Origin of the sequence: Pantoea dispersa (assembly GCF_019890955.1) — a bacterium.
In the GTDB taxonomy this organism is placed as follows: domain Bacteria; phylum Pseudomonadota; class Gammaproteobacteria; order Enterobacterales; family Enterobacteriaceae; genus Pantoea; species Pantoea dispersa.
Genome location: NZ_CP082346.1, coordinates 549,533 through 569,624 on the forward strand (window position 1 = coordinate 549,533; position 20,092 = coordinate 569,624).

14 protein-coding genes are annotated in these 20,092 nt (G+C 57.9%); 7 read left to right on the forward strand and 7 right to left on the reverse strand.

Translation table 11 applies throughout. The annotated features are described in order from the left end of the window. Nucleotides 1–13: 13 nt before the first annotated feature. Nucleotides 14–1,573 carry a BglG family transcription antiterminator gene (locus K7H94_RS02640; RefSeq protein WP_222951594.1) on the reverse strand — a complete coding sequence of 520 codons (1,560 nt, stop codon included), beginning with the start codon at nucleotides 1,571–1,573 and terminating at the stop codon, nucleotides 14–16. 408 nt (nucleotides 1,574–1,981) lie between these two features. On the opposite strand from K7H94_RS02640, the gene parC reads away from it, so the two are divergent. From parC to ftsP, 3 genes are all read left to right on the forward strand, one after another. Beyond that, nucleotides 1,982–4,255, forward strand: coding sequence for a DNA topoisomerase IV subunit A (parC, locus tag K7H94_RS02645; protein ID WP_021509596.1), 2,274 nt, complete (start codon nucleotides 1,982–1,984; stop codon nucleotides 4,253–4,255). Between the two features lie 38 nt (nucleotides 4,256–4,293). Continuing rightward, on the forward strand, nucleotides 4,294–5,031 hold the full coding sequence (locus tag K7H94_RS02650) for a 1-acylglycerol-3-phosphate O-acyltransferase (RefSeq protein ID WP_058759788.1): 738 nt from the start codon (nucleotides 4,294–4,296) through the stop codon (nucleotides 5,029–5,031). Between the two features lie 267 nt (nucleotides 5,032–5,298). Beyond that, a complete protein-coding gene (gene ftsP / locus K7H94_RS02655) occupies nucleotides 5,299–6,726 on the forward strand; it encodes a cell division protein FtsP (RefSeq protein WP_031280127.1) in 1,428 nt (475 codons plus the stop codon). 90 nt (nucleotides 6,727–6,816) lie between these two features. Here the strand turns inward: ftsP and K7H94_RS02660 are convergent, their stop codons facing one another. After that, entirely contained in the window at nucleotides 6,817–7,959 is a 1,143-nt protein-coding gene (locus K7H94_RS02660; protein WP_420874718.1) for an IS481 family transposase, read from the reverse strand. Between the two features lie 240 nt (nucleotides 7,960–8,199). Then, a complete protein-coding gene (gene dkgA, locus K7H94_RS02665) occupies nucleotides 8,200–9,027 on the reverse strand; it encodes a 2,5-didehydrogluconate reductase DkgA (protein ID WP_141496431.1) in 828 nt (275 codons plus the stop codon). Nucleotides 9,028–9,233: 206 nt separating this feature from the next. Here dkgA and K7H94_RS02670 point away from each other — a divergent pair, with 206 nt between their 5' ends. After that, nucleotides 9,234–10,151, forward strand: a complete 918-nt coding sequence (locus K7H94_RS02670; RefSeq protein WP_058771382.1) for an AraC family transcriptional regulator — start codon at nucleotides 9,234–9,236, stop codon at nucleotides 10,149–10,151. Nucleotides 10,152–10,173: 22 nt separating this feature from the next. On the opposite strand, the gene K7H94_RS02675 is transcribed toward K7H94_RS02670, so the two are convergent. Both K7H94_RS02675 and metC read right to left on the reverse strand, forming a co-directional pair. Further along, entirely contained in the window at nucleotides 10,174–10,833 is a 660-nt protein-coding gene (locus tag K7H94_RS02675; protein WP_021509591.1) for a DedA family protein, read from the reverse strand. A 105-nt stretch (nucleotides 10,834–10,938) separates the two neighbouring features. Continuing rightward, a complete protein-coding gene (gene metC, locus K7H94_RS02680; RefSeq protein ID WP_222951596.1) occupies nucleotides 10,939–12,129 on the reverse strand; it encodes a cystathionine beta-lyase in 1,191 nt (396 codons plus the stop codon). A 466-nt stretch (nucleotides 12,130–12,595) separates the two neighbouring features. Here metC and exbB point away from each other — a divergent pair, with 466 nt between their 5' ends. Then, nucleotides 12,596–13,324 carry a tol-pal system-associated acyl-CoA thioesterase gene (exbB, locus tag K7H94_RS02685; protein WP_222951597.1) on the forward strand — a complete coding sequence of 243 codons (729 nt, stop codon included), beginning with the start codon at nucleotides 12,596–12,598 and terminating at the stop codon, nucleotides 13,322–13,324. A 5-nt stretch (nucleotides 13,325–13,329) separates the two neighbouring features. Further along, complete coding sequence (gene exbD, locus K7H94_RS02690; RefSeq protein WP_021509588.1) at nucleotides 13,330–13,752, forward strand: TonB system transport protein ExbD; 423 nt, start codon at nucleotides 13,330–13,332, stop codon at nucleotides 13,750–13,752. A gap of 113 nt (nucleotides 13,753–13,865) precedes the next feature. Here exbD and K7H94_RS02695 read toward each other — a convergent pair whose 3' ends face one another. Then, nucleotides 13,866–16,211 (reverse strand): Ig-like domain-containing protein, encoded by a 2,346-nt coding sequence (locus K7H94_RS02695; RefSeq protein WP_222951598.1) that lies wholly within the window; start codon nucleotides 16,209–16,211, stop codon nucleotides 13,866–13,868. A 193-nt stretch (nucleotides 16,212–16,404) separates the two neighbouring features. Then, the gene (locus tag K7H94_RS02700) at nucleotides 16,405–18,249 is read right to left on the reverse strand and encodes an Ig-like domain-containing protein (protein WP_245001389.1); all 1,845 of its coding nucleotides are present in this window, start codon (nucleotides 18,247–18,249) and stop codon (nucleotides 16,405–16,407) included. A 401-nt stretch (nucleotides 18,250–18,650) separates the two neighbouring features. On the opposite strand from K7H94_RS02700, the gene tcuC reads away from it, so the two are divergent. Beyond that, nucleotides 18,651–19,973 (forward strand): MFS transporter, encoded by a 1,323-nt coding sequence (tcuC, locus tag K7H94_RS02705; protein WP_215800631.1) that lies wholly within the window; start codon nucleotides 18,651–18,653, stop codon nucleotides 19,971–19,973. The last annotated feature ends 119 nt before the right edge of the window (nucleotides 19,974–20,092 follow it).

Below are 20,092 nucleotides of genomic sequence, written 5' to 3' on the forward strand. Positions count from 1 at the left end.
GCTCCTCATTCAATCAGTGTGCGGCCAACGCGCAGGGCGTGCCGTTGGGCAGCTGGCTGCCAATCATGGCGTCAGTGACCCGCCGGATATCGTCATCATTAAAAAAGGCGCTGACATACACGGCCGGAATGGCACCGGCGTCGAGGTGGATGGTGGTGATCACCAAATCCACCGCGTGGTGCTGACAAAACGCCGCCTGATTGCTGGCTGACACCACGCCGGCAATTTCCCAGTCCGGAAAGGCACGTAAAATGCGGCTCTTGAGCAGGTGTGAGGTGCCCACGCCGCTGGAGCACACCACCAGGATGCGTTTATGAGCAATCTGCCGCTCCAGTGCCGCCTGGAAATGAACGCACAGATAACCAATTTCATCCTCAGCCACCGGCGACAGAGCGTAGGTGCGCGCGGTCAGTTGCATTGCCTGCTGAGTCAGAGAAAATATCTCTTTCATATCCTGTTTAATATCATCCAGCAGCGGATTGCGAATATGAATATGATATTTAAGCCGGTTTAATAATGGCTTTATATGCACCAGTAAACCGTCAAATAATAAACGGTCCTGAGATAAATCCTGCTGAATAAACGCCGAGAAACGATCAATTAATTCGCAGGTTATTTTAACCGACTCGGCAGTGGAAAATTGATTATGCAGCGTCACCTGATCGCCACGCTCTTCCACCACAATGCCGGAGGAGACGATATATTGATAAATAAAACCGACTTCATCGGCCGGCAACGCACAGCCGATGCGCTGCTCAATGCGCACTACCATCTGCCGGGCAATGGTGAGAATCGACTGATCCAGATCGTGCGCGGTGGTGAGAATGTCCAGCGCCAGCGCGTTGCCCTGCGCCATGCGGTGCATCATGATCAGGATGTGCGTGCACAGATTGAGATACCAGGCATCGCCCAGCGGATAACTCAGCTGCTGCTCCATCTGTTGCAGCAGCGTCTGCACAAAAGCCACATCCTCTTCGCCAAAATAGTGCACCAGCGCCTGCTGGCTGCCGGGATCGAGCCGCGGCAGCAGCGGCGTACCGGCGACCTGTTGCTGCATCACATCGTTGATCAGCGACACCATCGCCTGACGCAGCGCCTGCTCATGGCCCTCTATGTGCGTGCCGCCCGGGCCGCGCTGCAGCGTTAACCCCAGCGGCTGCAGCCACTCTTCAATCACTTTCAGGTCGTTCACAATCGAGGCGTGGCTGATAAAGTAGCGCTCGGACAGCTTGCTGATTGACGTGGCGCGCGGCGCATCGCTCAGGAGCTGGGAGGCGATTTTTATCCGCCGGCTGTTATGACTAAGCGCGTCGCCGGCCTCGTCGCCGTTCAGCTGCTGCTCCAGCTGCAAACGCTGCTGCATATCCTCAACCCGCAGCCGCACACCGCGGCCAGGGGTTTTCTCCAGCGTCAGCGCCCAGTTGCTGAGCCAGCTCTCCAGCCACTGCAGGTCGCGCTGAATGGTCTTTCCGGAGACACCGAGCTGTAACGCCAGCTGACCAATCGGCTGCGGCGCCGCCTGTTGCAACAGCAATTTCACTAACCGGTGTTGTCGCGAAGTCAGTATTTGCATTCGGTCACCCTTTATTTTGGTAAAACCTAATGGGATTTTTCCTTGTGGCATTTATTTCATTGCCAGCAAGCCGTCGCGAAAAAGGTGTGTCTTATGGAGTATGAATTTAGGAAAGGATGGCGGCAGCAACAATACTAAATGTTGTCCCGTCAGGCGGACAGTATTAATACACCGCGATGACAGGAAATTAAATGCGAGTTTGCTCACACAATAAAGTGCTAAATAAGTGTGATGATGCTCTCAATCCTTTTTATTTTTTCAACTGGCGTCACGTTATTTAAGGTCGGGAGATTCTTTCTGTCCTCAACGGCTTCCCTGTGACTAAATCCCGCGAATAAGGTACTATCCTCGCCAAATGACCGCCGGATGACCCGCCGTTGCGGGCCACGAAGTGAGGATGCCAGCTTAATGAGTGAAATGACACAGGATGGCGCAGAGCGTCTTGCCCTGCACAAGTTTACTGAAAACGCGTACCTGAACTACTCCATGTACGTGATCATGGACCGTGCGCTGCCGTACATCGGTGACGGTCTCAAGCCGGTGCAGCGCCGCATTGTTTATGCCATGTCCGAGCTGGGGCTTAACGCCAGCGCAAAATTCAAGAAATCGGCGCGTACCGTGGGTGACGTGCTGGGTAAATACCATCCGCACGGCGACAGCGCCTGCTACGAAGCCATGGTGCTGATGGCGCAGCCGTTCTCCTACCGTTATCCGCTGGTGGATGGTCAGGGCAACTGGGGGGCGCCGGACGATCCGAAATCCTTTGCGGCGATGCGTTACACCGAATCGCGCCTGTCGAAATATGCCGAAGTGCTGCTCAGCGAGCTGGGGCAGGGCACGGTGGATTACATCCCGAACTTCGACGGCACGCTGCAGGAGCCGAAAATGCTGCCGGCGCGCCTGCCGAACATCCTGCTCAACGGCACCACCGGCATCGCCGTGGGTATGGCGACCGATATTCCGCCGCACAACCTGCGCGAAGTGGCCGAAGCCGCGGTGCGCCTGATCGACAAGCCCAACACCACGCTGGATGAGCTGCTGGAGATCGTGCAGGGGCCGGACTTCCCGACCGAAGCCGAGATCATCACGCCACGCGACGAGATCCGCAAGATCTACCAGAACGGCCGTGGTTCAATCCGCCAGCGTGCGGTGTGGAAAAAAGAGGATGGCGAGGTGGTGATCACCGCGCTGCCGCATCAGGTGTCGGGTGCGCGCGTGCTGGAGCAGATCGCCAGCCAGATGCGCAATAAAAAGCTGCCGATGGTGGAGGATCTGCGCGATGAATCGGATCACGAAAACCCGACGCGGCTGGTGATTGTGCCGCGCTCCAATCGGGTGGATCTCGATCAGGTAATGAACCACCTGTTTGCCACTACCGATCTGGAGAAGAGCTACCGCGTTAACCTCAACATGATCGGGCTGGATAACCGTCCGGCGGTGAAAAACCTGCTGGAGATCCTTTCGGAATGGCTGGTGTACCGCCGCGATACCGTGACACGCCGTCTCAATCATCGCCTGGAACGCGTGCTGCGTCGTCTGCATATCCTCGAAGGTTTGCTGGTGGCGTTCCTTAATATTGATGAGGTGATTCACATCATCCGCAGCGAGGATGAGCCGAAGCCGGTGCTGATGTCGCGCTTTGACATCAGCGAAACCCAGGCCGAAGCGATTCTGGAACTGAAACTGCGCCATCTCGCCAAACTGGAAGAGATGAAGATTCGCGGTGAACAGGCCGAACTGGAAAAAGAGCGCGATCAGCTGCAGGCGATCCTCGCCTCTGATCGCAAAATGAGTAACCTGCTGAAGAAAGAACTGCTGGCGGATAGCCAGACCTACGGCGACGATCGCCGCTCGCCGCTGCATGAACGTGAAGAAGCGAAAGCGCTGAGCGAGAACGAGCTGGTGAGCGCTGAGCCGGTCACCATTGTGCTGTCGCAGATGGGCTGGGTGCGCAGCGCCAAAGGTCACGATATCGATCCGGCGGGATTAAGCTACAAAGCGGGTGACAGCTACCGTGCCGCCGCGCGCGGCAAGAGCAACCAGCCGGTGGCGTTTATTGATTCCACCGGCCGCAGCTATACGCTGGATCCGACCTCGCTGCCGTCGGCGCGCGGGCAGGGCGAGCCGCTCACCGGCAAGCTGACGCCACCGCCGGGTGCGGTGATTGAGCAGGTGCTGATGGAAGCGGACGATCAGAAGCTGCTGATGGCCTCCGACGCCGGCTACGGCTTCATCTGTACCTTTGCCGATCTGGTGTCGCGCAACCGCGCCGGTAAAGCGCTGCTGACGTTGCCGGAAAACGCCAAAGTGATGACGCCGCTGGCGGTGCACTCTGGCGACGACATGCTGCTGGCCATCACCCAGGCGGGGCGGATGCTGATGTTCCCGGTGGCCGATCTGCCGCAGATGTCGAAAGGCAAGGGCAACAAGATTATCTCGATTCCGTCCGCGGACGCCGCCGCGGGCGTGGACAAGCTGCAGTGGCTGCTGATTCTGCCGCCGGGCAGTTCCATCACTATCTATGTCGGCAAGCGTAAGCTGATCATGCGTGATGAAGATCTGCAGAAAGTGCGTGCTGAGCGCGGCCGTCGCGGTAGCGTATCGCGCGGACTGCAGCGGATCGATAGCGTGGAAGTGAATGCGCCAGCGCGGCCAAAAAGTGACGCGAATAGCGAAGAGTAAGACTGAAAAGGCGAAGGACTGCCACATTTGAGGAAGCTATGTTACTAATTTTACGCACGTTGATCGTTGTGATTTATTCGATTCTGGTTTGTGTGTTTGGCAGCATCTGGTGTCTGTTTTCACCGCGTAATCCGCGCCACGTGGCGACCTTTGGTCACATGTTTGGTCGTCTGTCGACGGTGTTTGGCGTCAAAGTCGAACTGCGTAAACCGGCGGATGCCGAAAGCTACGGCAACGCGATTTACATCGCTAACCATCAGAACAACTACGACATGATCACCGCTGCCAATATCGTGCAGCCGACCACGGTCACGGTGGGCAAGAAAAGCCTGCTGTGGATCCCGTTCTTCGGCCAGCTCTACTGGCTGACCGGTAACCTGCTGATTGACCGCGATAACCGCGCCAAAGCGCACGGCACCATCGGCGAGCTGGTGGCGCAGTTTAAAAAGAAGAAAATTTCCTTCTGGATGTTCCCGGAAGGGACGCGCAGTCGCGGACGCGGTCTGCTGCCGTTCAAGACCGGTGCGTTCCATGCGGCGGTGGCGGCGGGCGTGCCGATCATCCCGGTGGTGGTCTCTAACACCCACGGCAAAATCAAACTGAATCGCTGGAACAATGGCTTAGTGATCGTGGAAATGCTGCCGCCAGTGGATACCACGCAGTTTGAAACCACGTCGGTACGTAAACTGGCGACCCACTGCCGTGAATTAATGTCTGCTAAGCTGGAAGAGTTGAACGCTGAAGTCGCCGAACGCGAAAAAAACGGTAAAATCTAGCCGGCAAAAAATGGCTCACCCGCAGCGCGCAATGGCTCGATCTGTCGGGTGCATTGATGCGCGCCGTGTCCCGCCGTTTGTCGGGTACGCATTGATTTGTTGCGGATCACGCCATTTGTAGGGTGCGCATTCATGCGCACCGGGTCCCGGATGCGCATTGACCTGACCCGGACACACAGCCGCGCCTTTCGGGCGCTTCACAACACGATTAAAAATAACAACATGGACACGGCGTCTTCACGCCACGCTCAAAAGGTCTGAAGTTTTATGTCTTGCAGCAGACGTCAGTTTATTCAGCTTTCTGCCGGTATGGCGCTGGCTTCCAGCGTTATGCCTTACGCCGCCCGCGCCGCCGCGCCATTGGGCGATGTGCCTTTGCCGGTGCCGCCGCTGATCGAATCACGCCGCGGTCAGCCGCTGTTCCTTACGCTGCAGCGCAGCCACTGGTCCTTCAACGGCAACAGCAACAAAGTGCCGGTATGGGGCATTAACGGCCTGTACCTCGGCCCGACGGTGCGCGTTTACAGCGGCGATGATGTCAAACTGATCTACAGCAACCGCCTCAATGAACCGGTGGCGATGACCGTCAGCGGTTTGCAGGTGCCGGGCGCGCTGATGGGCGGTGCGCCGCGCATGATGTCCGCCGGCGTAGACTGGGCGCCGGTGCTGCCGATTCGTCAGGGCGCGGCCACGCTGTGGTATCACGCCAACACGCCAAATCGCATGGCGCCGCACGTCTATAACGGCCTGGCGGGGATGTGGCTGATCGAAGATGACATCAGCAAAGCGCTGCCGCTGCCGAAGCATTACGGCGTCGATGATTTCCCGCTGATTATTCAGGACAAGCGCCTCGATAACTTTGCCACGCCGGTTTATAACCCACCGTCGGACGGCGGGTTTCTCGGCGATACGCTGCTGGTTAACGGCGTGCAAAACCCGTATGTCGAAGTGTCGCGCGGCTGGGTACGTTTGCGCCTGCTGAATGCGGCCAATGCGCGCCGTTTCGATCTCAGCTTTAGCGACAACCGGCCGTTTACGGTGATCGCCAGCGATCAGGGCTTCCTGCCCGCGCCGGTAGCGGTGCAAACGCTGTCGCTCGCGCCGGGTGAACGTCGCGAAGTGCTGGTGGACATGTCGCAGGGCGATGAAGTGTCGATCACTGCAGGCACGGCGGCAGGCATTATGGATCGTCTGCGCGGGCTGTTTGAACCGTCATCGATTCTGACCAACACGCTGGTACTGACGCTGCGTCCAACCGGCCTGCTGCCGCTGGTGACCGACAACCTGCCGATGCGCCTGCTGGCGGATCAGATTCTGGATGGCGTGGCGGTGCGCACGCGCGAATTCCGCCTCGGCGACGGCACGCCGGGCATTAACGGTGTGCTGTGGGACATGAATCGTATCGATACGACAGTGCAGCAGGGCACCTTTGAGCGCTGGATCATTCACGCCGACCGACCGCAGTCGCTGCATATTCAGGGCGTGATGTTCCTGATTAAAAGCGTCAACGGCGCGCAGTCGATGGGAGAAGATCGCGGCTGGAAAGATACGGTCTGGGTGGATGGCGATGTCGAACTGCTGGTGAGTTTCCCGCAGAGTTCGTCAGAGCATTTCCCGTTTGTCTATTACAGCCAGACGCTGGAACTCGCCGATCGCGGTACGGCAGGGCAGATGGTGGTGAATCCGGTCGGGTGAGGTGCGTTTCTTTTCCCTCACCCTAACCCTCTCCCGCTGTACAGTCCGGGGACATGGCAGACAGGTGTTCGGGGACATAGTGAACACTTTTTAACATCCTTTACCCATGGTGATCGACTTTTTCTTCAGGTCGATCACCCCCACTTTTGTGCTGTACCACCACACCTCGTAATAACCGTCTTCCCCCGTCTCCTTCAGCCCGACACGCTCTCCCCTGAACGCCTTGCCCGCCTTCAGGCTGAGCCCTTTTACGCTCAGCCTCCCGCTGATATCCACCTTCCTGACCATCACGCCCTCGTCGTATTCCGGTGGCGCTACGCGGGCGCTGTACTGCCGCGATGAGGGCTGATAGCGCGACGCCGGCACCGCCATCTCCAGCGCCTCATGCGGGCGCTCGAGGTTGTAGACCGTCCGCCAGTGGTCGAAGGCGCGCTGCAGCTCACCGCTGTCCGCGAACCACTTCCCCTGCAGCACTTCCGCCTTCAGGCTGCGGTGAAAGCGCTCCAGCTTCCCCTGCGTCTGCGGATGATACGGCCGCGAGTGCCCCACCCGGATGCCGTGGCGCATCAGCCACAGCTCCACTGCCGTCCAGGTGCCGGTGGTGTCGCCCCACGGCGAGCCGTTGTCCATCGTCATCCGGTCCGGCAGGCCGTAGCGCTCAAAGACGCTGACCAGCTGCTCCTGTACCGTCTCACGCCGTTCGTCAGCGCAGTGCACCAGGCACAGCGAGAACCGGGAGTGGTCGTCCAGCAGGGTGAGCGGGTGGCAGCGGCCGCCGCCAAAGGGAAAGTGGCCCTTGAAATCCATCTGCCAGAGCCGGTTCGGGGCCGCATGCTCAAACCGGCCGGTGGCCGGGACGCCCGGCGCTGCGCCCGGCAGCAGGCCGTGGCGGGCCATCAGGTTGTGGACGGTGCTGAAGGCCGGCATGCCGTGCCCGCGGTCTTCGAGCCAGCGCTTAATCTTGCGGGCCCCCCAGTGCTGATGAAGCTCATGCGCCATACGCAGCAGGTCAGTGATGTCGTCAGATGAGCGGTTGGGTGAGTGACAGGGCGCGCGGGAGCGGTCCTGAAGGCCGGACGGTCCTTCCTCCTCCCAGCGGCGAAGCCACTTGTAGCCGGTGGCGGGAGATATGCCGTAGCGGCGGCACAGCTCGCGGATGTTCGCCCCGTCTTGCGAGGCGAGCAGAACAAACTCAGTACGTAATGACATGGTATCTCTCGCATCCCAGGGCATAAGCGACTCCATAAACGGGTTCTTATGCCTTAGTTGTAAGTGTCTGCCATGTCCCCGAACAAGTGTTCACGATGTCCCCGGACTGTACACCCGCCAGCGGGAGAGGGGACCGTTTTGTGCCGTATTACACACTGGTATACCGCTTCAGAGTCGCGCGGACACCTCCCTCTCCCGCGTGCGGGAGAGGGCCGGGGTGAGGGGGCAAACCGCACCCTTCACCCATGGCATCCTTCAACCACGTTACCCATTAAACTCTTCCGGATCCGGTCCCAGCCGCTTGCCTTTATCCAGCTTCGCGATCTCGCTCACTTCTGACTTATCCAGCCGGAAATCAAACACCTGGAAGTTCTCCTGAATGCGTGCCGGCGTTACCGACTTCGGAATCACCACCAGGCCGCTGTCCAGATGCCAGCGAATCACAATCTGCGCTGGCGTCTTGCTGTACTTCTTCGCCAGCTCGCGAATGATCTCCTGATCAAACACGCCTTCACCGCCCTGCGCCAGCGGGCTCCACGACTCGGTCTGAATCTGATGCAGTGCATTCCACGCATGCAGCGTGCGCTGCTGCAGCATCGGATGCAGTTCAATCTGATTCACCACCGGCGACACGCCGGTTTCATCAATCAGCCGCTTGAGGTGCGCTTCATGGAAGTTGCACACGCCGATGCTTTTCGCCAGGCCCTGCTGCTGCAGTGCCACCATTTTCTTCCACGCATCGACGTAGTGGTCTTTCTGCGGACACGGCCAGTGCATCAGATAGAGATCCACCTGCTCCAGCTGCAGCTTTTTCAGGCTGGTCTCCATCGCCTGTTCAACATTCTGCTGGTCATCATTCCACAGCTTGGTGGTAATAAAGATCTCATCGCGCGCCACGTCGGTTTCCTGCAGCGCCTGGCCAATCGCCTCTTCATTTTTATACGCGGCGGCGGTATCGATGGAGCGATAGCCGACCTTCAGCGCTTCCAGCACGGCGTTGCGCGCTTCATCAATGCTGGCCTGCCAGACGCCAAGGCCGAGTTGCGGCATCATGTTGCCGTCGTGCAGTTTAATCCGGGGTTGCTCTGCCATAGTGACTCCTTATCGGTTGCAGTGACTTACCGTAGAAACGATGTGCTTAAGTCTAGTCAACAAACCTGACCTGAGGATCATTGTGGCAACCGAACGGCACTTTCGCCCGGTGCAATCCTGCAAAAATCTTGCCTGATTCTCCAGCCATCTGGAGCTTTATGCAGCAATGCGGCACACTGCGCTTTTTTGCTGCCCGAGAGAGTGCCATGCCGAACGATGCCCTTTGCCGCCAGCTGGCGCAGCGCGTGATCACGCTGATGCGCGAGCCACAAAAGCCGCTGTGTGCGGTGGAAAACGTACGGTTGATCTACGCGGAGGAACCGCTGCCGCGCACGCCGATGTTGTATCCGGCGGGCATCGTGATCCTGTTTCAGGGACACAAAACCGGCTACCTCGGCAGTACGGTGTTTCGCTACGACGCCACCAAATATCTGATGCTCACCGTCACGCTGCCGGTGGAGTGCGAAACCGACGCCACGCCGCAGCAGCCGCTGGCCGGCATGAGTCTCACCGTGGATCCGGCCAGTTTGCAGGATCTGCTGTTAAGCATTGGCGATGACGAGCAGTTTCAGCCGCAGCCGCAAACCTCCGGCATTCACTCCGCGTTTCTTAGCGAGGAGATGCTGTGCGCCGCGGAACGGCTGCTGGATGTGATGGATAAACCGCGTGATGCCCGCGTGCTCGGCCCGCAGCTGGTGCGTGAAATCATCTATTACGTACTGACCGGACCGATTGGCGGCGCGCTGCTGTCGCTGGTCAATCGCCAGACGCAGTTCAGCCAGGTGGCCCGGGCGCTGCGCCGCATCGAGAACCACTTTGCCGAAAGCCTGAGCGTGGAAATGCTGGCGGCGGAGGTCAATATGAGCGTCTCGGCGTTTCACCATAACTTTAAGGCGGTGACCCAGACGTCGCCGCTGCAGTATCTCAAACGTTACCGGCTGCATCAGGCGCGGTTAATGATGCTGCAGGATGGGCTGAAGGCCAGCGCCGCCGCCGTGCGCGTCGGCTATGAAAGCCCGTCACAGTTTTCGCGGGAGTTTAAACGGTACTTTGGCGTGACGCCGGGAGAAGAGGCGAGCCGCGCGCGCCAGACCGGGGCGCTGCAGCCGTTTGACGCCGCCTGAAACGGCGGCGCTTTACAGAGGCTCAGGCTTTCTGGCGACGCTTTTTCCAGATCACCACAATGCTGCCGCCGAGGCCGAGAAACAGCAGCACAATAGGCAGCACCATCAGGATCGCCATCACCTGATCTTCGTGGCGCTTGATAAACGGCACCTGGCTGATGCCGTAGCCCATCGCCACCACAATCCCGACCCACAGTGCGCCGCTCAGCCAGTTGAAGAACTGAAAACGCCCGTTCTGCAAACCCGAAATGCCCGCCATGGTCGGCAGCAGCGTGCGCACGAAGGCCAGAAAGCGGCCAACCAGCAGTGCCATCAGGCCGTGGCGATTGAACAGGTGCCAGGCGCGCTGATGGTACTGCGCTGGCAAATGCATCAGCCAGCTTTTGACGATTTTAGTATTACCAAGCCAGCGCCCCTGCAGATAGCTCAGCCAGCAGCCGAGGCTGGCGGCGGTGGTGAGAATCACCATGGTCGGCACAAAATCCATCACGCCTTTGGCGATCATCGCCCCTGCCAGCAGTAGCAGGCTGTCGCCGGGCAGGAACGAGGCAGGCAGCAAACCGTTTTCCAGGAACAGCGTCAGAAACATCACGCCGTAGACAATCCACACCACATCCGGATTGGCCAGCGCGGCAAAATCCTGATGCCACAGCGCCTGGACAATCTCATGTAAAACACCCATCAGCTATCCCATCGAGTCACAAGGCTTGTATTTTAACCGTCCGGGACGGCGTAATCGTTGATCTCCGCTACGCCGCACCGGATGGTTTAAGTTTGGTTTATCTTTTTACGCATTCAGGCGGGCAAAGCCGGCTTTCAGGTCATCCAGCAGATCGTCAACGTGCTCGAGACCGATATGCAGACGCACCAGCGTGCCGTCAAAATCCACGCCGCCCGCCGGACGAATTGCCGCCAGCTCTTCCGGCTGGTTCGCCAGAATCAGCGATTCAAAGCCGCCCCACGAGTAGGCCATACTGAAATGGTGGAAGCGATCGAGATAATTTGCCAGCTGCGCCGGGGTGAGTTTTTCATGCAGGATGAATGAGAACAGCCCGCTGCTGCCGCTGAAGTCGCGCCGCCAGAACTCGTGGCCTTTGCACTGCGCCAGCGCCGGATGGTTGACGCGCGCCACTTCCGGCTGCGCCGCCAGCCACTCGGCCACGCGCAGGCCGCTCTCTTCGTGCTGACGCAGACGCGTAGCCAGCGTGCGCAGGCCGCGGCTGGCCATGTACGCGGTGTCTGCATCCACCATCTGGCCCATCAGGTAGGAGTTTTCGCGCAGCTGCGCCCAGCAGCGTTCGTTGGCCACCGCAGTGCCGATCATCGCATCGCTGTGGCCGATGATGTATTTAGTGCCGGCCTGGATAGAAATGTCGATACCATGCTCCAGCGCGTTAAACAGCACGCCCGCCGCCCAGGTATTATCAATCATGATCACCGCGTCTGGTGCTTTGGCGCGCACCGCCGCGACAATCGCCGGAATATCCTGCACTTCCATGGTGATGGAAGCCGGTGATTCGAGGAACACCACGCGGGTATTCGGCTGCACCAGCTCGCCGATTTCACTGCCGATGCAGTGATCGAACCAGGTGGTGGTGACGTCAAGCTTCGCGAGAATTTTGGTGCAGAAATCCTGGGTGGGTTCGTACACCGCGCCGCTGACCAGAATGTGATCGCCGCTGGTGACAAACGCGAGGATGGCATTGGCGACCGCGGCCGCACCGCACGGATAGAGCACGCAGCCGGCGCCGCCTTCCAGTTCGGTCATCGCATCCTGGAAGGAAAAATGGGTGAGGGTGCCGCGCCGGCCATAAAACAGTTCACCGCTGGCGCGTCCGGCGGTGGCGCGTTGTTTGTCCGCGACGGAGTCAAAAACCAGTGAGGATGCGCGCTGAATGACGCTGTTAACCGAGCCCTGAGTGTAACGTTTGCTGCGTCCCGCGGTGACAAGCCGGGTATCAATTTTTTTCGTTGCCATCACTGCCTTTCCTGACACGTCTCACAAAGCATCCAACTTACCACGAATCGCGGCGCGGGGTTGAGCCCGTTTGCCGAATATCAGAGTGACGCCAGCACAATCGCGGAAAGAGGCTGGTTGTGGCTTTTATTACGCGGCGGAAAAGCAAAGCGCAATAAATTGCGCCGCTACGACCCGTGCGGGATGTTCGTCCGCGCCAGTTGCACCATTCCGCAACCCGCACCCAACCGTAGCGGCGCGATTCATCGCGCAACCGTGCATGCTGCTCTATTTCGTAAACCGCACCCAACCGTAGCGGCGTGATTTATCGCGCTAAACATTGCGCCGTATCAATTCAGCGGGTTACAGCTTTGTAAATAGTAATGAGAACCACTATCACTTCGGTCGGTTTTTTTGCTATGATCCGCGCTTCAATCGTGAACGGTGCAACAGAAGTCGGAGACGCAGCGTGGTAGCCAGTGACTTGATGCAAACGGACCTTTCCGTTTGGGGCATGTATCAGCATGCCGATATCGTGGTAAAAATTGTGATGATCGGCCTGTTGCTGGCCTCGGTCGTTACCTGGGCGATTTTCTTTGGCAAATACGCGGAGCTGAGCGGGGCGAAACGTCGCCTGAAGCGTGAACAGCTGGCGCTGGGCGAAGCGCGCTCACTGAATGACGCGTATCGCGCTGCCGAAAACTTCAAAGCCAACAGCCACAGTGCCGTGCTGCTCGCCGACACGCGTAACGAACTGGAACTCTCCGCCGGCAGCGAAGACCTCGACGGCATCAAAGAGCGCACCAGCTTCCGCCTTGAGCGTCGCGTCGCGGGTTTCAGCCGCCACGCCGGTCGCGGTAACGGCTTCCTCGCCACCATCGGTTCCGTCGCGCCGTTTATCGGTCTGTTCGGCACCGTGTGGGGCATCATGAACAGCTTTATCGGTATCGCTAAAACCCAGACCACCAACCTCGCGGTGGTGGCACCGGGCATCGCGGAAGCGCTGCTGGCGACGGCGATTGGCCTGGTGGCGGCAATTCCGGCGGTGGTGATCTATAACGTCTTTGCCCGCATGATTGCCAGCTACAAAGCTTCGCTCGGCGACGTGGCGGCGCAGTTGCTGCTGCTGCAGAGCCGCGATCTGGACCTCGGCAATGTCGATACCGCAAAAGAAGTTAACCGTCCGGCGGCGGCCCAGAAACTGCGCGTAGGGTAAGTATTATGGCGATGCGTTTAAACGATGATGCGGTCGGCGATGGCGAAATGCACGAAATCAACGTGACGCCGTTTATCGACGTCATGCTGGTGCTGCTGATCATCTTCATGGTCGCCGCGCCGCTCGCCACGGTGGATGTGCGCGTCAATCTGCCTGCCTCGACCAGCGCGCCGCAGCCGCGTCCGGAGAAGCCGGTTTATCTGTCGATCAAAGCGGATAAGCAGATTTACATCGGTAACGATGCGGTGACCAAAGAGACGCTGGTGAACGCGCTCACCGCGCAAACCGAAGGCAACAAAGAGACCACCATCTTCTTCCAGGCGGATAAGTCAGTGGATTATGAAACGCTGATGTCGGTGATGGATCAGCTGCGTGAAGCGGGTTATCTGAAGATTGGTTTGATGGGCATGGAGACGGTGAAGAAATAGTTTCACCGGCGTAAACCCAGCCAGCTTATCTGTAAGGTCGTCAATTATGACGACCTTTTTTATTGCGGCGGCCGGAGCAGGCCGCCATGTCAGGATGCGGTGCCGAACCGCGGTTAAACCAGATTCACCGTTACGCCGTCCTGTACCAGCAGTTCCGCGTCGCCGTGGCTGAACACGTGATACTGGTTCCCGGCGATGGTCACGGTGCCGGTTTGCTCGGTCCATCCCTTCTGCTCGCTGCCTTCAGGCAGGATATCTTCCAGACGTACGGTGTAGCCCTGATTGCCGTTGACCATCAGCTGGGTTTTGCCGTCGTCGATGAAGAGATCCTTCTGGCCTTTGGATAGGATATCTTCCAGGGAGAAATCTTTGAGAATGTCTTTAGTATTTAAATCGTACGATGAGGATATGTTGTTATCAATATTATCAACTGTAGCCACTTCACTATTCCATTGGAAATTATCAAACAAATAATTGCTTATTCCGGTCAGCTCGATTACTACCTTGCTTATGAGTTTATCTTCAAATGAAAATTCCTCGTGATATCGTATTCTTTTTTCATTCTTTGAGTATATTGTCTGCAAGTCGATTTGACGGCCTTCCGGATCATAGAAAGAAAGAGTCATGGATTGGCCGGAAAATCCAGCGACATAATCAAAAGAAAATGTTTTTGATGGTGGAATGGTGAATTCGCTCTTACCATTGGACCCTATGGCCAATGAAATGCCGTCTAGAAGTGAATAGCTTTCGAAGTAAGCACCGCCGGTATGTGAAAAGGTAAATCCATTATCGAATTCATAGGTTTTGTTCTTGGTGAAAGATTTACCCGTTGAACCGACTCTGGTGGGAAGATATTCATTCAAGTAAGCTGGGATATATTCAAAGTTACATCCGGAAGTATTATATTCTCTGCTTTCAATATTGATAATGAAATCACCACTCTTTCCACTACCTCCCTGAGTTTTGGATGAAAACTTCCAGGTTCCGATCTCTAGCTGACCTGGCGCATAAGACCAGTTTCCTTTGTAATCGGCCTGGACCGACGCGGTATGCGTCACATTCTTATCCGTAAATTCAATAATAACGATGCTGTTAGCTTCAGCCTTTCCTGACAGGGTGGGGGTGGTATCGTCGGTGAAACCGCCATTTTTAATCACGCCATGATAAAGACCGGCATCGTCCCAGGCTGAATGAATTTCCGGAACGATGCTGCCTGATGCCGCAATGGTCAGTTCAAACGGTTTGCCGCTGCTATCGCGCGTGGCTGAGGAGTCCGCCTGAAATTCATATTTGCCGGAGATGAGACGAGGCGCTTCATATTGCCAGCGGCCATCTGCACCCGCGATAACGCTGCCCAGTAACTGCCAGGTGCCCAGCGTATTACGATTGTGAATGTAAACGACGCTGTTCGACTCCGCGCGGCCATGCAGATCTAACGTCTGGTCATCCGTGATGGCCCCATTGCCAAGCATTCCGGTGAATAAACCAAAATCGTCCCAGGCATGGGTAATTTCTGTCTGCGCTGACGCGGAGAGATTAATATCCAGCGCAAATTCGTCACTCCAGCCGCTGCCCGCGTTGGCGCGGAACTCCCAGTTACCGGCACCCAGCGCCGGATTTGGCGTCCAGCTCCAGTGGGTGCCGTCCATCACTGCGTTGCCGCCGTCGACCCACTCGCCCCGTGCATTGCGGTACTGGATGCGCACCGTACTGCCTTCTGGCGCGCTGCCATGCAGTTCCGGCATAGTATCGTCAGTCAGTCCGCCACTTTTCAGTGAACCGGTCACGCTCCCGACGTTATCCAGTGCATGAGTGATTTCAACCGATTCACCTGGATTGGTGGGTGGCAATTCATCTTTACCAATAGTTATGCTGAACACATCAGACTTTTCACCCTCACGCACCTTATCCGCGAAGGTTTCCGCCGCCACCAGCTTCAGGTTGTGGCGGCCATCCGCCAGATCCACGTTTGGTTCCAGCGTCCACATCCCGGTATTTTCATCCGCCTTCGCGCTGCCGATAACCGTATCGCCTTCCTTCAGATAAACAATCACGCCTTTCTCGGCGATGCCGGTCAGGGTCGGACGGCGGTCGTCGGTCATTCTGCCTGAATCAAAACTGCCGGTGATATCGCCCTGATCGTCATACATGTTCAGCAGCGTCGGCGCTGCCGGTGGTGTGGTATCAACAATCAGCGTACGCAGGCTTGGTGTACTAACGTTGCCAGCCTTATCAACCGACTGGAAAGACATGTTGTAGTAGCCATCATCCAGCGGCGTGGATGGCGTCCAGCTCCAGTAGCCGTCGGCGGGATTGATATCAACCGTAAAGGTCTCTTTGCCGACGGTAATAAGCATGGTACCGCCCTTACCAATTTCAGAAGTTGCATAGCCAAAAAACGTGGGAGTGTTGGTGTCGCGCTCGAGGTATTTCACCTCTTCGTAATTGAACAGTTCCATGGAAAATATTCCTGTGTTGGTCGTCGGTTTATTGCAGCGAGGGCCGCCGCGCCTTGTTATAGAGGGCGCATTTTGTAATAGATGACGTAAAACGCTGTATGAGACCTGTCCCGAAGGGAGAAAAGTCCGAGCAGGTGAAAAACCGGGGAAAGAGGGCAGGATGATGCCGTGCTGCGCGCACGGCATCAGGGGGTTATACCAGTTGCAGTTGCACGCCGTCCTGCACCAACAGTTCGGCGTCGCCGTGGCTCCAGACGTGATATTGCGTACCGGCGATGGTCAGCGTGCCGGTCTGTTGCGTCCAGCCGTCGACCGCTTCACCTGCCGGCAGAATATCCTGCAGCTGCACGCTGTCACCCGGCTTGCCGTTCACCAGCAGCTGGGTGCTGTCATCCTCAATGAACAGGCCCTTGCCGCCTTCGCTCAGCAGCTGGTGCAGCGTCAGCGCATCCGGCTGGGCTTCATCCTGCGCCTGCTGATCGAACGCGGCGTCCGGGCTGACGTCGAGCACGAATTTGCTGCTCCAGTTGCTCTTCATCTCGCCGGTTGAGGCGCGCGCCTGATATTCCCACACGCCAGGCTGATGCAGATACGGCGAGGTAAAGCTCCACTTGCCGTCGGCATCGACCAGCACGCTGCCGGCGTGGCGCAGACCTTCGCCCTGCACGCCATACTCGATCTCAATCACCTGACCCGGCGTGCCGCTGCCGTGCAGCGTTGGCGTGGTGTCATCGGTTGAGTCGTGCTGATAAACCGGCCCCTGCAGCGGGCCCGCGTTGTCCCAGGCGTAGTCGATGGTCGGTTCCAGCGGCGCGCCGGGGATCACCAGCAGCTCGAATTTATCGCTCCACGCGCTGGCTTTGCCATCGACCACGCCGCGCGAGCGGAAACCCCATTCGCCAAAGTAGGTCAGTTCGAAGCCGGCGAACTGCCAATTGCCCTGCGCATCGACTATCACGCTGCCCGCGCTGTGCCAGCCGCTGTTACTCAGGTTGTACTCAATCTCGACGATGCTGCCCGGCGCACCGCGACCTTCCAGCACCGGCGTTTTATCGTCGGTGGTGCCGCGATGGTACACCTGGCCGGTATGGGCACCGGTATCGTCACGCGCACAGTCGATAGCCGGACGCAGATTTTCCAGCGCCGACATATTAAGGCTGAAATCCGGGCGGTAGTCGTCTTTGCTGTTCTCGTAAGAAGCATAGAAGGTGTAGATGCCGTCACCGCTGATCATCGCGCGCGACTGAATCACCCAGTCGCCGTTGGCATCGGTTTTAACGCTGCCTTTATAGCCGATTCCGCCGTGATCGTTCTGTGCGAACAGATAAACGATACTGTTCGGCTCCGCGCGGCCCACGATCAGCGGCGAGAAGTCGTCGGTTGTGGAACCGCTGGCGAGCTGCCCCTGCACGGTGCCGACATCGTCAATGGCGTAGCTGATAGTCGGCGGCACCGGTCCGCTCTCAACCACGGAGACGTCGAAGTGGTCAGAGGGTTCGCTGACGCGACCAAACTCGTCGGTGGCGGTGACGGTTAGCTGATGCCCGCCCGCACCCAGCAGCGGCTCCAGCGACCATTCGCCGCTTTTACTGGCCACGGTGCTGCCAATCAGCCTGCCGTGATCGTACAGCCGCACCATGCTGCCCGGCAGCGCATAGCCCTGCACTTTGGGTGTGGTGTCATCAATGGTGTGTCCGCGCCCGACCGGGCCGGTTTCGCTGCCGACGTCGTCAAACAGCGCGGTGATCGCCGGTTTGTCCGGCACCGAGAGCGCAACATCGACAGAGAACGGATGCGGTTCACCGCTGTTGCCGATGCGCGCCACCATGTCGTGGCTGCCTTCGCTCAGCGAGAACGGCGGCTGAAATGACCAGCTGCCGTCGGCGGCAATCGGCGTGCTGTAGCGGTGATCGTTGATAATGAATTCAATGACTTCACCGGCCTGCGCCGGCAGGCTGCCGCTCAGTAGCGGATAAGGTGTGCCCACTCGCAAGGTATTAATGGATGAAAAGGGGTCAAAGCTGAGAGGTGTTAGCATAAGTATTCTCCACCAAAATCATCAACGGCGTGATTACCGTTGCCTGCCCAGCTTAACGGGGGAGGGGATAGCGCCATGTACCAGAATCGTCTCGTTTCTAAGACTGATCTTAATAAGTTCTGCTAATGAAAAAGGCATTAAAAAGAGCAGGATAAAGCTCATGACATGGCTTGCTTAGGCCTGATGGTGCTGAAGTTATGTCACCGGAAAGGTCGATAGTCTGTCCCGCGCCAGCCAGCGCAAAAGCCCAGAATTATTAACTTTCCTCATAAGCTGATCGGACCGGTCTTGTTAACTCTTTGTTACCTTTGTTTGTACTTTTGTAAAGTGCAATGGTGAACAGGATCACATCTATTCACGCGCTAGCAGGCTAAAACAGGAGAAAAACCAGGAAGGACGATATGAGCTCAAGTCACACTTTACAAAAGTCATCGCAGGGCGGTGCCAAAACCATCTTTAGCGTTACCAGCGGTAACTTTCTTGAGATGTACGATTTTATGGTGTTTGGCTACTACGCCACCGCCATTGCAAAAACCTTTTTCCCGGGCGACGATCCGTTTGCTTCGCTGATGCTGACGCTGATGACCTTTGGCGCCGGCTTCCTGATGCGTCCGCTCGGGGCGATTATACTGGGGGCCTACATTGACCATCACGGCCGGCGCAAAGGGCTGCTGCTGACGCTCGGCCTGATGGCGCTCGGTACGCTGACTATCGCGCTGGTGCCAGGCTACGCCACGCTGGGCGCGGCGGCACCGATTCTGATTCTGCTGGGTCGCCTGCTGCAGGGCTTCTCGGCGGGCGTGGAACTGGGCGGCGTCTCGGTTTATCTGTCTGAGGTGGCACCCAAAGGCCGCAAAGGTTTTTACGTCAGCTGGCAGTCGGGCAGCCAGCAGGTAGCGGTAATCTTTGCCGCGCTGCTGGGGCTGGGGCTTAATCATCTGCTGGCGAAGGACGCGGTGACCGAGTGGGGCTGGCGTATTCCGTTTGTGGTCGGCTGTCTGATTGTGCCGTTCCTGTTCTGGATTCGCCGCATGCTGGAAGAGACCGAAGCCTTCAGTCAGCGCAAATCACACCCGTCGATGGGCCAGATTGTGCGTTCCGTGGGACAAAACTGGGCGCTGGTGCTGGCCGGCATGCTGATGGTGGTCACCACCACGGTGATGTTCTACATGATCACCGCGTTTACCCCGACCTTTGGTAAAACCGTGCTGATGATGAGTGACAAACAGAGCTTCCTCGTGACGCTGTTTGTTGGCATCTCCAACCTGTTCTGGCTGCCGGTGATGGGCGCGCTGTCGGACCGCATCGGGCGGCGGCCGCTGCTGATTACCTTTACCGTGTTGATGATCCTGACGACCTGGCCGGTGCTGCACGGACTGGTGGGATCGCCGACCTTTGCGCACCTGGTGGAAGCGGAGCTGTGGTTATCGTTCCTGTACGCCAGCTATAACGGCGCGATGGTGGTGTATCTGGCGGAGATCATGCCCGCTGAAGTGCGTGCTTCGGGCTTTTCGCTGGCCTACAGCCTGGCGACCGCGCTGTTTGGTGGTTTTACGCCGGCGATTTCGAGCTATCTGATTCATGCTACAGGCGATAAAGCGATGCCGGGCGTCTGGCTGTCGTTTGCCGCGGTGTGCGGTCTGGTGGGCACGCTGCTGATCGGCCGCATGGTTAAACAGTACCAGGCACGGCACAGCGCAACAGTAGTGGGCGCGTCGCTGTAGTTAGAGTGCGCGCGCTGGACTCACCCTGCGTTTCTCTCACTGGCCCTCACCCTAACCCTCTCCCGCACGCGGGAGAGGGAACCGCTCGGTGCTGGTTTGCAGACCTATGCTTCACCTCA